The following is a 14,523-nucleotide window of genomic DNA, read 5'->3' on the forward strand; positions in this document are numbered from 1 at the left end:
TTTTGCAGGGATTCCCGCTATTATTTTATAGAGAAAATGGTGATTAGATTTGTTGACGAAGATTAATCAAATAACGCTTAAACCAGGAGTGGTCAAGGCGCTTATTATTACAGCGGTCAGCCTATTGCTTGGGTTAGTAACGACCTTTGCGTTTCAGGTTGCGGCCGTCAACCAAGGCTGGGGCATGACCGGCCAAACTGGTGACGGTGCGAAGGCTGCACGTGGGATTGTTTGGTGGATTCTGGGTCACCGTGGCATTCTTTATTTGAGCGCCTTATGGTTGGCCGGTTTCTTTGCGATGCTACTGACAATGTTCAACCGCTGGTATACGGCGATTTTGATTTACGTGGGATTGTCAGTTAGTTTAACATTGGCTTTGTATCAAAAAATGATGCTCCGTAATGAGGCGATTTTACCAAGTGACGTTTCTGAACTAGCTTCGGCGCACTCGCTGCTGAAGATGCTTGACGCGGGTATGCTACACACGATTGTTGTGGCCGTTATTGGTTTTGTGGTGGTGTTTGTCCTGCTGGTTATGAGCGACTGGCTTATCCATCATGGTGCGTGGCGCAATCAGCCCAATCAACCGTTTGCTAAGCGTTTCCGCAAGGTACTAAATATTGTGGTAGCGCCTGTTTATCACCGTCGCTGGCCACGAATTGTGACTGTCGTGGTGATGGCAGTCTTGATGAGTTTGCCAGTGGTAATGCCAACGAAGGCTTTGGATACGATTTACGGCGCGTTGGATAATCAACCCCAAGATTTTGCCAGTTCGGCTGATGCGGCGATGAACGGACCAATGCTTGTATTCTTGAAGAATGCCAATGTGAACACGGTTTACATGGATGAACCGGATGGCTATTCAGAAGCCAAGATGGCTGCAATCGAAAAGAAGTATACGACCGTTGCTAAGGACATTAATGCAACGCGTCAAAATTCATCGTTCAAGGGGCAAACGGTTATTTATCTCTTGAGTGAATCATTAATGGATCCTGAACGTATTCCTTCAATTAAGACAAACCAAACAGTTGTGCCAAACTTGAAGGAAATCATGTCACAAACCGCAAGTGGCTTGATGGTATCTTCTGGTTTTGGTGGTGGGACAGCCAATATGGAGTACATGTCACTCACTGGTATGCCAGTGGCGGGGTATAACAAGAAGATTGATACGCCGTACACGCAGATGATTTCACACGTGAAAGCAGCGCCATCCATTTTGAGTTACTTTGATTCAACGGCTTCAATTCACCCTTTCAACGGTACATTCTATAACCGTAAGGGGGCGTACAAAAAGTTGGGAATGCAAGCGTTCTACAACACGGATAGTGATTTATCAGGCGGGTTGCCATTTGGTCACCATTTGCCGGGTGGCGGGTACATCAGTGATGAAGCGGCATTTCTTGATTTGGAATACTACATCAAGAAGGCTGATGATAAGGATAGTCAATTTGTACAATTATTGACGATGCAAAATCACTTGCCATACCCCGAGAACTCGTTGGAATTGCCTGACGAGGATAAAATCACAGCCGATGTTCCTGATAAGGAAGCCAAGGGGCAAGTCGAAACGTATTTGGAAGGTATTCATCAAACCGACAAGCAATTACCGCTTTTGCTAGAAAAGTTGAATGAGACGTCTCGACCAATCACGTTGCTGTTCTACGGTGATCATTGGCCTGGTATTTTCACATTTGTGAACCAACAAAAGAACCCCGTGTTGTCACACACGGCTGAGTACTTTATTTGGCAAAACGATGCTGCTAAGGAAAAGAATGGCACGGGTGACGTGTCACACCCTTATGCCTCACCAAGTGATTTCTCAAGCATGATGCTTCAAATGAGCAACATGAAGGTGACGCCATACTTTGCATTGCAAACTGAAATTGCTGATAAGGTACCAGCTGTGGCAAACTTTAAGCGTTTGAATGACGGTAAGTTGGCCTTTGTTGATGCTGAGGGTAAAGAAATTTCAGAGTCAAAGTTGAGCAAGAAGCAACGCGATTTGTTGGCCGATTTGCGCTATGTGCAATATGACTTGTCACAAGGGGACGGTTACCTTACGACAAGCAACTTTTTCAAGTAAGCAAAACTAATAAGGAGCAATATGCAGCGGTTGCATATTGCTTTTTTATTAGGCGCGATTTGTACCGTCTGACGGGCAAAGTCAGGTGGGCAGCTAAGTAGATTTCTGGTATGCTTTTAGGTAGGACTTTTAGGATGGCATATAGATGATAAATAAGATAAAAGAGTATTGGCCAATCGTGGCTGGAGGATTAGCATTGTTGGCGACAACGGTCGTTTTTCCGGCTGGTTATGCGACGACGCAAATTGGTCAACGATTTGATGAGCCAAACGGCATGGGATTCTTTAATTTCCTGATGGTGTTTGGCGCGTTTGTTTTACAGAAAAAATTTGCAACCCGTGATCTTAATCGCTGGCAGCTAGGCGGCACTTGGTTAGCGAGTGCTTTTGTCGCTACGATTGTGGTTGTGACTAAAGCGCTGGTGGCGGATGAAACGCAAGTGAAGATGATGGGTGCAGGCTATCTAATTGGTACACCGGCAAATATGCTAATTACGTTATTGGCAATTGTCGGGTACACATTATTGTTTGTAGCATTTTTCCGTGGCTTAGCCGGGTTACTAACTAAAATCAATTTGCCGGCAAAGCATGTGGCGTATTGGCCAATCTTGCTCGCGATGGTTGTGTTTTGGTTGCTATGGACGGTGCCATATTTCCCAGGTGTCGTAACGTGGGACGGCTTCCGTCAGCTACTTGAAGTACAACACCAACGCATTCCCGCTTTGGATTTCACGTACTATCCAACGAACCATCATCCTTGGTTCTCGACGGTGATTTTTGGTGGCCTGTTTAGCTTGGGGCGTACGGTGTTTGGTAATGCAAATGGCGGTGTGATGATGATTGTCATTGCACAAATGATTATTGGAGCGCCAATTTATGCGTTGGCGACAAAGTACGCCTTTGATCGTGGTGGTCGTATCTTAGGTTGGTCAACGTTTGCGTTCTTTGCTGGTCCTGTCATCGCGGTGAACCAACAAGTGGTTGATAAGGGGACGTTTTATTTCACGTGGGTGATTGCGTTCTTCCTAGTCTTGTTATTGATAACTGAGAAAATCGTCCAACGTACTACACCAACTTGGTGGTTGTTCGTGGCGTATGCGGTGGCTGGCTTCTTGTTGGGGATGTTCCGCAAAGACGGTAGCTATGTTGTCATTTTAGCTAGCCTGATTTTGTTGGTTTTGAGTTTTATCAAGTTCCGCCGAGGTATAGTGCCAGTGGCGGTTGCAACGGCGGTTATTCTTGGTGGTAACGCTATTTGGAATAATGTCGCAATTCCGGCAATGCATGTTCAGCCTGGTTCAGCGGGTGAAGCCTTGACGATTCCGATGCGTCAAATGGCTTACGTAGTATTGACGGATGAGCAATCTATTTCAAAAACTGATTTAAAGAAGATTGACAAAATTATGCCAATCAAGAATTTGAAAGACCGCTATGATATTAATCAGGGCGATAATTTAAAGTCGACGTTCCCTGTGAATTCGTTCTTGCGTGGATCAGCTGAAATTGAATTCGTGAAGGAAGGTGTCTATAAGAAGGTGCCAACTCCTAAGATTGAAAAAGAAATTTCAGATTTCATGTGTGTTTGGCGCAAGATGTTGTTGCGACACCCAATTACCTTTGTGGAAGTGTACTTGCAAGCAAGTAGTCGCTACCTCAATCCATTCGAAGAGACGGATGATAAGTCAGACGGCTTGATGCTTGGTTGGGGTTACATGGATGACGCCTACATGATGCATCCGGATTGGTATAAGGACTATCACATGTACTTGCCTGAAAAGGTACGTGAGAACGACAATGCCGCAATGTGGATTTACATGCGTTTCCCATTGGTCGAAATGTTCATTCACACGGCAATGCCATTTTTGATGTTGATTTTCGGTGTTGTTGCGATGTGGCTATATAAGTCAAAGACGACCTGGTTGATCATGTTGCCGGGATTGGCGTTGTTTATGACCGCTACGTTGGCGCCAGTTAACGGTAATATGCGTTACGCAATGCCAGGATTGTTGATTATTCCGTTGTACATGAGTTTTATTGTTAACTACAAGCATCAACAAGATGCACAAAAGTGAAAGAAGTGAGATTGTGATTGCATACATCAAGAGAGGGGCGGCCTACGCACAATGGCTTGTGATGTTGGTTGCGCTAGAGATTATTTACCCGAGTGTGGTTAATGATAGGGAACTGCACCTGAGATTTGCAGTTGATAACGTCAAGATGATGGCCAGTTTGGCGATTGTTGCATTGGTATTCGTGGCTTATCGCAAAGCCAAGCACCAAACGCTGCGTTTCCCATGGTTAACTTGGGTATTGGCGTTTGGTTTGTCTTTGTTAGTGAATATACCTGCAGCGTTGGTTTCAAACGAAGCGCAAGCCAAGATGACTGGCGCAGCGTACCTAGACGGTTCGAGTTTGTTTGGCCAAGTCGCTGTTACACTGATTGCGATTGTTGGTTACACGTTGTTGTTTGCGCGTGCCTTTCAAGGTTTAGCCTATGTATTGCGCTTTAAAGAAGGCGAGACACGTGTTAATTACTGGTTAGTGCTCGTGACGTTGCTGGCATTTTGGGCTTTTTGGGTTCATTTCTACGTACCAGGTGTGATTACTTGGGATGGGTTCCGTCAATTTATGGAGTACCAACACCAAACGCTTAAGGCGTATAACTGGACGTACGTGCCAACTAATCACCACCCTTGGCTAGCAACGCTAATTGTTGGTTTCTTATTTGATTTGGGTCGTAGTTGGTTCGGCTCAGTGAACAACGCCGTCTTGTTTGTGGTGGTTGTTCAAATTTTGATCAACGCGCCAATTTTTGCTGCCGTGGCAACCTACGCATTTAAGCGCGGTGGAAAAGTACTTGGCTGGCTGGTTTACGGTTTCTTTGCGGGGCCAGTGGTTGGTTTGACGATGGTGATGATTGATAAGACAGTGCTTTACTACGGCTTCGTACTTGGCTTCTTCTTGATGTACGCTTTGGTCGCTGAAACGGTCTTCAAGCATGGTTTTGCAAAAGTGGCCTGGTGGCACTATGTGTTATACGCTGTGTTCGGTCTGATGATGTCGCTCTATCGTAAGGATGGTGCGTATGTTGTAGATTTGGCTAGTGTGTTGTTGATTGTCTTTGCGGCTATCAAGAATCGGAAGACCTTGTTGCCGATTGTCATTAGTTTCGTCGCTGTCTTCGGATTAACGTTTGCTTGGAATAATGTTTATTTGCCCGCTAAGGGTGTGATTCCTGGGTCGTCAGGGGAAGCGTTGACGATTCCGCTACGACAAGTGGCCCAACAAGTCATTGTGAATAAGAAGGATTTTACAAAGGCTGACTTGGCCAAGGTTGATAAAGTTATGCCATTGGCGACGATTGAGAAATACTACAATGTGCAACAAGCTGACAACTTGAAGACGACTTTCCCAGTGGATACGTTCATTCGAGATCGTGACGATTTAAAGAAGATTCAAACCGGCAAGTTGTCGATGAAAAATACAGCTAAGACGAAGCGCGAAATTAGCGATTTCATGGCCGTCTGGAAGAAGATGCTGTTAAAGCACCCTATTCAATATATTGAGATGTATGTGCAAGCTAATAGTTTGTACTTTAACTTGTTCCAAAACCATCCGGATGGTGGGGATGGTTTGATTTTGGGATGGGACTACATGGATCCTATCGATTACTTGCACCCTGATTGGTATGACGACTACACATTTATGACCACTAAAGCACAACGTGATTTTGGTTATGCGGCCTATACAATTTATGCCAACTTCCCATTGGTTAAGTTGGTAACGCACACAGCATTCGCGCTCTGGGCATTGTTGATTTTGTTGGCATTGGTCATTGTACGTGGTGGAGGTAGTCGTTGGTTGTTGATTTTGCCGGCCTTGGCAATGTTAGGAACAGCGACGTTGTCACCAGTTAACGGGTATTATCGTTACGCATTCCCAGCATTGTACGCGTTGCCAATTTTGATTGCTTTCTACAAGCCAGTATTTATGGTGCACAAGAAAGAAAACGATTAGCCGTTCTTGTGAAAGACGTTAAAATCAGGTACTATTAATTAGATTGATTAAAAGTAATAAAAGGTAGACACAAGATATGGATAAGCTAGCGGTATTGATTCCTGCCTATAACGAATCACAAACAATTGCAAAAGTTGTCACGGATGTAAAAGCAGCGACTGCGAACATTCCAGGGACTGTTGTCTATGTGTACGATAACAACTCAAAGGACAACACGGTTGAGTTGGCTGAACAAGCCGGCGCCGTTGTTCGCCATGAATATGCACAAGGTAAGGGTGCGGTTATTCGCCGTATGTTCCGCGAAATTGATGCGGAAGCTTACATCATGATTGATGCTGATGATACGTATCCAGTTGAGGCGATGCCAGAAATGTTTGAACGCGTAACAAAGCGTGGGGTCGACATGGTAGTTGGTGACCGTTTGTCTTCAACATACTTTGAAGAAAACAAGCGTCCATTCCACAACGTTGGAAACAGTTCTGTCCGTATGTTGATTAACACATTGTTTAAGACAGATATTAAGGACATTTTGACAGGGTACCGTGCTTTCAGTTTCCGCTTCGTGAAGACTTTCCCAGTTTTGTCACGTGGTTTTGAAATTGAGACAGAAATGTCAATCCACGCAACGGAAAAGAAGATGTTGGTCGAAAACCAAGTTATCGAATATCGCGACCGTCCAGAAGGATCAGAGTCTAAGCTGGATACGGTAGGTGATGGTATTCGTGTCTTGAAGGCAGTCGCTAACTTGTACCGCATTTACCACCCAATGGCATTCTTTGGTTGGATTGCCGGTATTTTGGCGGTAATCAGCTTGGCGTTCTTTGTTGGACGTGTTTGGTTGCCATTTGCAGCAACTGGTTTGGTCTTGAACATGCCAACCTTGGTTGTTTCGATGATTGTTTTGCTAATTGCCATCTTGGCTTTGTTTGCTGGAACGTTATTGAACGCTATCCAAGCGAACGAAAAGCGTAACTTCGAATTGGCATTAATTCGAACTGAAGAACGCTTTAACGATATTAAATAATAAAATGTGGGCATCTCTTGTGAGGTGCCTATTTTTTATGTCTATTCTTAATAGAAGTTTGTTATCATTAGAAACAGATATTAGAGTGCAGAAATGAGTTTCACATGCAATTATTAAAAGTTTATTTACAAGAAACAGGAATGCGGTTGCCGACTGAGCTGGTGCCGCTTTTCTTCTTAACCTACATTGCCCATATTTTACGACAACATGCTTTTGGTATTCAGGTTTGGACGTATGCGCTGGTGATGCTAACAATTGGCATCTTTTCAACCGCTATTCGTCTTTATGCGCAGACTGAATTGAATAAGATGCCGCCTGATAAAAAAGGGAATTCGCATTTCTTTTGGGGTGTTTGGTCAATTCAGGTCTTAACTTTCGCAGTCCTAGCATTATTGACCTATGGATTCGTGCAACTGTTTGATTTGCCGTACGAAGGGGCAATCAGATTGCAATTATTGTTCTATGTTGGGGCGATGTTAGATATTTCATGGTTGTTCAATGGGATTAATAAGACACGGATTGTTGTGCGTCGTGATGCGATTATCCAAATGGCTCGTTTTGTGCCGTTGATCATATTCGTTAAAAGTCCGGATGACTTGGCAGCGTTCATTTTATTGTTGGCGATTACGACGATTATTGGAAATGTGGTGATGTGGTTTAAGTTGCCACAGACCCTAGTGCGTGTCGATGTGGCGCGCATTCCAATTCGGCGGCATATGCGCTTGATGACGACGTTCTTCTTGGCGGCTATTTTGCCCCAATTGGCGTTGTACTTGAATAAAGTGTTGTTGTTTTGGCATGATGGCGTTGACGAGGTTGCATCTTATTATAGTGCTGAGTTGATGGTGAAAGTCGGGATCGCATTGGTACTTGGCATCGGAATTGCAATGATGGGCCGAGTGGTTGAACAACGACGTCAAGGAGATGCATCAGGCGTGCAGCAATCGTTCTATGATGCTGTGGAGAATAGTACGGCGTTGGCGATTATTATTGCGGTCGGTGTAGCAATTGTTGGGTCACAAACTGTGTATTGGTTCTTAGGAATTGACTACGAACAAGTGGGGGCAATTTTGCATGTGCTTGCGTTCGTAATTGTGGTCGCTTCATGGCGTTACAGTTTAGCGTTGCAACAATTGGCAGCTGAACGTGGTTTCCGCAATTTATCGATGCCAGTTCAAATTGCGACTGGTCTCAATGTGGTGTTGAGCTTAGCTTTGATTCCGTGGTTAGGTGTGATGGCCGCTGCGTGGATTGCGCTCGTGAGTGAAATTGTGGTGTTGGTGTTGCAATTGCTCTCATTGCGCCACGTTATTCATTTATGGCGTTTGGTAGCAGTCGTCTGGCGTTACATTGTAGCTGGCGTTGTAACAGCGGTTGTGTTGATTGCGATGGTGCGTGCTGGTGTACCTGCTTATCCAAAGTATTCAGCATTAGAAGCGGCGGTTGGATTAGTTGTATATGCATTGGTGGTTGTTTCGTTCGATACACCGGTTGCGAAGGCGACTAACCAAGTCTTGCTATTCTCTGGTAAAAGAATGTTTGAATCAACGATTGAATTTATTCGCATTGTGCTAAGAATTAAAAAATAGAAATGTAAGCGTCGCAAGGGATTGCGACGCTTTTTAGCACTCTGAAATTTAGAGTGCTAAAAATGTTGACAAGGGTGTATGAGACGTGTATTATAATAATCGTTAGCACGAAGTACTTGAGAGTGCTAAGAGAGGTGAAGCGTATGTTAACAGAACGGCAGCGGTTAATTTTAGCCGCAATAATTCAAGATTACGCAAAAACCGGTAAAGCTGTTGGATCAAAAACGTTGCTTGAAGAATTAGGGTTGGCAGTAAGTTCAGCCACGGTTCGTAATGAGATGGCCTCATTGGAAGAGCAAGGTTTGTTGCAAAAGGAACATACATCGTCGGGGCGGGTGCCTTCACAACGTGGTTATCGTTACTATGTAGATAAGATTATGCGTAGTGAACATATGACCCAGGTTGCTCAACAATCCCTTGAACGTGTTTTCAATCGTAATTTTCAGCAAATTGACGATTTGATGCAGACGATGGTGACTGAATTAGCAAATATAACAGGTTACACGGTGGTTGCATTGAAGCCGGAATCAGTTGACACGCGATTGTCTGGGTTCCGGCTGGTACCAGTCGACGGTCAACAAGTGATGGCGATAATCGTCACAAATGACGGTCAGGTTACGAGTCAGAGTTTTAGACTACCCGAGGGAATGGATGTACGTGGTCTGGATGACATGGTGCGCTACATTAATCAAACGTTGGTTAACCAACCGATTGTTGATGTGTTGCGAACATTGTCAGGAGATTTACCATTAAAGATGGAGCGAACAATTCGTACACCAGTTGCATTCTTGCAATTGTTCGGTGATGTTTTGGCTCGCTCAATTCGCGATAAAGTGTTTGTTGGTGGTCGACTAAATGTGTTGGACTACACGGATGACACGGAGCTGCAAGAAATCAAGCAATTATTGCAATTGCTTGATGCACCAAGTGCAATGCGCCAGGTAATGGGGAACGCAAACGATGGGGTGTTAATTCAAATTGGGGATGAAAACGGGAACAGCTTGTTGTCACCATACAGTTTGATTTCATCCACATACCGCGTGCCACAGCATGGTGTCGGTGCGCTGGCAGTGCTTGGACCGACGGCAATGCGCTACGCGGATGTTGTTAATTTGGTAGATGCCTACCGCAGTACATTATCAACACAGTTATTAGAATATTATCGTTAGAAAAGAGGTGTTAGCATGGCAGAGGATAAGCAAACTCCTGAAGAAGAAGTTGTAGAAGAAACGGTTGAGACACCGGATGTTGACACCGACGCAACGGCGGATGTAGATCCAATCGTTGCGCTAGAAACGAAGATTGCAGAAGCGGAAGAAAAAATCGCTGAAGCAGAAGACAAGTACTTGCGTGCTCACGCAGAAATGCAAAACATGCAAACACGTTATGCAAAGGAACAAGCGACGGCAGTGAAGTATGCTAGTCAAAACTTGGCAAAGTCAGTTTTGCCAGCGCTTGATAATTTGGAACGTGCTTTGCAAGTTGAAGCAGATGATGCAGCGGCACAACAAATCAAGACGGGAGTCGAGATGGTGTACAAGACGCTTGTATCTGCTTTGGAAGATAACGACATCAAGGCTGTTGGAGCCGAAGGTGAACCGTTTGACCCTAACTTCCACCAAGCAATTCAATCTGTACCGGCGGATGATGATCACCCGGCAGATACAATTGCTCAGGTTCTTCAAAAGGGTTATGTGTTGGCGGACCGTGTGATTCGTCCAGCAATGGTAGCTGTTTATAACTAAACAACTATTCATTTATTTATTAAAACAAAAAACTGATCAATAAGAGGTAAAGTAATTATGTCAAAGATCATTGGAATTGATTTGGGAACTACAAACTCAGCTGTTGCCGTTTTGGAAGGTGGACAACCAAAGGTTATCACTAACCCTAACGGTGGTCGCACGACACCATCAGCTGTTTCATTTAAGAACGGCGAAGTGCAAGTTGGTGACACGGCAAAGCGCCAAGCCATCACAAACCCAGACACGATTTTGTCAATCAAGTCACACATGGGTGATGCCAACTACAAGGTAACTGTAGACGGTAAGGACTACACACCACAAGAAATCTCAGCAATGATCTTGCAATACATCAAGAAGTACGCTGAAGACTACCTAGGTGAGACGGTTGATAAGGCCGTTATCACGGTTCCTGCATACTTTAACGATGCCCAACGTCAAGCTACGAAGGACGCCGGAAAGATTGCTGGATTGGAAGTTGAACGTATCATCAACGAGCCAACGGCTGCTGCTTTGGCATACGGTTTGGACAAGTTGGAGAACGATGAAAAGGTTCTTGTTTACGACTTGGGTGGTGGAACGTTTGACGTTTCTATCCTTGAGTTGGGTGACGGTGTCTTCGAAGTTTTGTCAACGAATGGTGACACGCACCTTGGTGGTGACGACTTCGACGAAAAGGTTATCGACTGGTTGGCCGAGAACTTTAAGAACGAGCACGGTGTTGATTTGAAGGCTGACAAGTTGGCCTTGCAACGTTTGAAGGATGCTGCAGAGACGGCAAAGAAGACGTTGTCATCAGCTAACGAAGCGCAAATCGACTTGCCATTTATCACGGCAACGAACGAAGGTCCTTTGCACATCCAAACGACTTTGACACGTGCCCAATTCAACCAATTGACGGCTGACTTGGTAAAGCGTGCTGAAGAGCCAGTTCGCAACGCTTTGAAGGATGCTGGATTGACGATGAACGACATCGACAAGGTTATCTTGAACGGTGGTTCAACGCGTATCCCTGCTGTACAAGAGTCTGTTAAGGCCTTGACTGGTAAGGAGCCAGATCACTCAATCAACCCTGACGAAGCCGTTGCTTTGGGTGCTGCCGTACAAGGTGGTGTTATCACTGGTGATGTTAAGGATGTTGTTTTGCTTGACGTTACGCCATTGTCATTGGGTATCGAAACGATGGGTGGTGTGTTCACGAAGTTGATCGACCGCAACACGACGATTCCTACGTCAAAGTCACAAGTGTTCTCAACGGCTGCTGATAACCAACCAGCTGTTGATATCCACGTTTTGCAAGGTGAGCGTTCAATGGCTGCCGACAACAAGACGTTGGGTCGCTTCCAATTGACTGACATTCCTGCTGCACCACGTGGTGTTCCACAAATCGAAGTTAAGTTTGACATCGACCGTAACGGTATCGTTTCTGTATCTGCTAAGGATTTGGGAACGAACAAGGAGCAAAAGATTACCATCCAAAGCTCAGGTTCATTGTCAGAAGAAGAAATTGAGCGTATGATGAATGACGCCAAGGCTAACGAAGAGGCCGACAAGAAGCGTAAGGAAGAAGTTGACTTGCGTAACGACGTTGACCAATTGATCTTCCAATCAGAAAAGACTTTGGAAGAAGTTGGCGACAAGTTGCCTGATACTGACAAGAAGCCAGTTGAAGACGCGGTTGCTGAGTTGAAGGCTGCTAAGGAAGCTGACAACTTGGACGACATGAAGACGAAGAAGGAAGCTTTGGAGAAGGTTGCCCAAGAATTGGCAGTTAAGTTGTATCAACAAGCTGCTCCTGAGCAAGGTGCACAAGCTGCTGACGGTGCTTCATCAAACGATGACAACACTGTTGACGGTGACTTCGAAGACGTTTCTGACGACAAGAAGTAATTTAGTAACTAAAAACACACTCTTAACTACCCCTATGGTTACTGAGTGACACGAAGCGAGGCCGCAATGCCTCGCTTTGTGATACATATTGAGAAAATTGGGAGGATTGGCCTCATGAACAACACAGAGTTCTACGAGCGTTTGGGCGTTGATAAGAGCGCTTCACAAGATGAGATTAAGAAGGCTTACCGTAAGCTATCAAAGAAGTATCACCCAGACATCAACCACGAGGAAGGTGCCGAGGCGAAGTACAAGGAAATTCAAGAAGCCTATGAGACACTAGGTGACGAACAAAAGCGTGCCATGTACGATCAATACGGTGCAACTGATGGTCAAGCGGGTGGCTTTGGTGGTCAAGGTGGTTTCGGTGGCTTTGGTGGTGGCCAATACGGCGACTTCTCAGACCTTGGTGACATCTTTAGCCAAATGTTTGGTGGCGGCTTCCAAGATCCTAACCGTCCTCGCAAGGGTCAAGATTTGCAATACCGCATGAACTTGACGTTTGAGGAAGCTGTTTTTGGTAAGGAAACGACGATTTCATACACGCGTTCAACGGAAAATGGTGGTCAAGAGAGCAAGGAATTGAAGGTTACGGTGCCAGCTGGTGTCGAGAACGGTCAACAAATGCGCTTGTCTGGTCAAGGTGAGGCCGGCTACAACGGTGGTCCTTACGGAGATTTGTTCGTGGTCTTCCGTGTCGCACCTTCAAAGGATGGCTTTGAGCGCGATGGTGGCACAATTTACTCACGTGTTGCGATTGATTATGCCACGGCTGTTCTTGGTGGTGAAATTGAGGTTAAGACAGTTAATGGTTTGAAGAAGTTGAAGATTCCAGCCGGAACGCCAACCGAGGCAAACTTCCGTCTTCGCGGTCAAGGAGCACCATTTATGCGTGGGGGTCAAGGTGATCACATTGTGACGATTTACGTTGATGTGCCTAAGAAGTTGAACAAGGACCAAAAGAAGGCCCTTGAAGCCTTCCAAGCCGCGATGAACGGCGAACACAAGAAGGGCTTCTTCGGATAATACTCCAGAATTTTAAGGGAAGATGGCAACCGTTTAAGGTTCGTCATCTTTTTTTATGGCAAAATAGGCTAATAGGAAAAGGTGATAAACATGTTGCTAGCAGATTTTAAATTGTCGACGGCTGGTATGCCGGTCGATCGGTTGTTGGCAGCTAGGGTTGATGGTGACGTCGTGCCGTTGCGATTGGTCGGGGTTGATGGTGATATCAGTTGATATTGGGTACCGATGTTGACCGGCAAGTGACGTTGTCGGATGTCATTGCCTTAGAAGATAATAATTTAAACCTGGTTGTGCGCGATGAGGCACAACAGTTGCACCCTGTTTTTGGCTACCGCGTGGTGGCGGAGCAATTGGTGTTGGGTTAATTGGAGAGAGACATGCAGAAACGTTTAGGGTGGCTGATTTTTGGCTTGTTGTTGGTCGTGGTTGGTAGTGTGACGGTGTTTTTTTATTACACCGGGCACATGCAAACGCGTGTAAATACAATTGCCGAAGAGAAGTTTACAAAACAATTTAAGTCGCCGACTGGTGATGGTGATAGTATGAGTGGCGCTGGTAATCAGCCAACAGCTACTGATCAAGCGTCATCAAACTTCGTGGGGACTGCGCAATTAACCGAGGTGGGTCAATATCGGTTGACCGCTGATGGGATTGAGCAGAAGCTGGTGAAGATGAAGACGTTGAACAAATACATGACCGATGGCGATTTCACGTATCATATTACTGGCGTGGCGCTGGTTCGAGAACGGGCGCGAGACAACCACGCCTTGCAAGTCGCCCGTCGTTTGTACAATGACCACGGATTGGCCTCTGAGTACTATACGCTGACGCTTTCGTACACGGTTGCAAATGATTCAGCGAATACTGTTGTGACACGTGGGGTGACGGCAGCCACGTATAAGAACGAAGTCGCGATGACGATGCTAACAGGCTTGGTAAATAGTGGCTTAGCAACGACTTCTGGCATTGCTTCCGGTGGGGCTTCATCAGCGATGATGACTGCTTTGGTGCCGAAAGAATATGGTAAAAAAGTGAGTCGTGTGGATTTGCAATTCTCAGCTTTGTTCGATTCTAACGGGATGCAGGTCACAAAGCCAACGCGTGTGATGGCTGTGACGTTCTAGTCGGAAACCGTTGGGTGATTGACTATAAA

The 14,523-nt window shown here is 45.4% G+C and carries 12 protein-coding genes; all 12 read left to right on the plus strand.

What is annotated here, in order from left to right:
* Positions 1 to 52 precede the first annotated feature (52 nt).
* A complete protein-coding gene (locus OIT45_RS09990) occupies positions 53 to 2,083 on the plus strand; it encodes an LTA synthase family protein (protein WP_264340050.1) in 2,031 nt (676 codons plus the stop codon).
* A gap of 145 nt (positions 2,084 to 2,228) precedes the next feature.
* On the plus strand, positions 2,229 to 4,154 hold the full coding sequence (locus tag OIT45_RS09995; protein ID WP_199404249.1) for a DUF6020 family protein: 1,926 nt from the start codon (positions 2,229 to 2,231) through the stop codon (positions 4,152 to 4,154).
* Positions 4,141 to 6,099, plus strand: coding sequence for a DUF6020 family protein (locus OIT45_RS10000; RefSeq protein WP_199404248.1), 1,959 nt, complete (start codon positions 4,141 to 4,143; stop codon positions 6,097 to 6,099). Before OIT45_RS09995 ends, OIT45_RS10000 begins: the two co-directional genes overlap by 14 nt.
* A 76-nt stretch (positions 6,100 to 6,175) precedes the next feature.
* Positions 6,176 to 7,123 carry a glycosyltransferase family 2 protein gene (locus OIT45_RS10005; RefSeq protein WP_199404247.1) on the plus strand — a complete coding sequence of 316 codons (948 nt, stop codon included), beginning with the start codon at positions 6,176 to 6,178 and terminating at the stop codon, positions 7,121 to 7,123.
* Positions 7,124 to 7,227: 104 nt separating this feature from the next.
* The gene (locus OIT45_RS10010; RefSeq protein WP_199404246.1) at positions 7,228 to 8,712 is read left to right on the plus strand and encodes a polysaccharide biosynthesis C-terminal domain-containing protein; all 1,485 of its coding nucleotides are present in this window, start codon (positions 7,228 to 7,230) and stop codon (positions 8,710 to 8,712) included.
* A 143-nt stretch (positions 8,713 to 8,855) separates the two neighbouring features.
* Positions 8,856 to 9,881, plus strand: a complete 1,026-nt coding sequence (hrcA, locus tag OIT45_RS10015; protein ID WP_199404245.1) for a heat-inducible transcriptional repressor HrcA — start codon at positions 8,856 to 8,858, stop codon at positions 9,879 to 9,881.
* A 15-nt stretch (positions 9,882 to 9,896) separates the two neighbouring features.
* The gene (gene grpE / locus OIT45_RS10020; protein WP_003607737.1) at positions 9,897 to 10,457 is read left to right on the plus strand and encodes a nucleotide exchange factor GrpE; all 561 of its coding nucleotides are present in this window, start codon (positions 9,897 to 9,899) and stop codon (positions 10,455 to 10,457) included.
* Between the two features lie 57 nt (positions 10,458 to 10,514).
* Complete coding sequence (dnaK, locus tag OIT45_RS10025; protein WP_199404244.1) at positions 10,515 to 12,344, plus strand: molecular chaperone DnaK; 1,830 nt, start codon at positions 10,515 to 10,517, stop codon at positions 12,342 to 12,344.
* Between the two features lie 114 nt (positions 12,345 to 12,458).
* Entirely contained in the window at positions 12,459 to 13,370 is a 912-nt protein-coding gene (locus OIT45_RS10030; RefSeq protein WP_135412095.1) for a DnaJ C-terminal domain-containing protein, read from the plus strand.
* 90 nt (positions 13,371 to 13,460) lie between these two features.
* The gene (locus OIT45_RS10035; RefSeq protein WP_264340051.1) at positions 13,461 to 13,583 is read left to right on the plus strand and encodes a hypothetical protein; all 123 of its coding nucleotides are present in this window, start codon (positions 13,461 to 13,463) and stop codon (positions 13,581 to 13,583) included.
* Positions 13,580 to 13,735 carry a hypothetical protein gene (locus OIT45_RS10040; RefSeq protein ID WP_264340052.1) on the plus strand — a complete coding sequence of 52 codons (156 nt, stop codon included), beginning with the start codon at positions 13,580 to 13,582 and terminating at the stop codon, positions 13,733 to 13,735. The genes OIT45_RS10035 and OIT45_RS10040 overlap by 4 nt, the downstream gene beginning before the upstream one ends.
* 12 nt (positions 13,736 to 13,747) lie before the next feature.
* Entirely contained in the window at positions 13,748 to 14,494 is a 747-nt protein-coding gene (locus OIT45_RS10045) for a hypothetical protein (protein WP_199404242.1), read from the plus strand.
* Positions 14,495 to 14,523: the final 29 nt, after the last annotated feature.

Source organism: Weissella sp. LMG 11983 (assembly GCF_025908495.1).
Lineage (GTDB): Bacteria > Bacillota > Bacilli > Lactobacillales > Lactobacillaceae > Weissella > Weissella fermenti.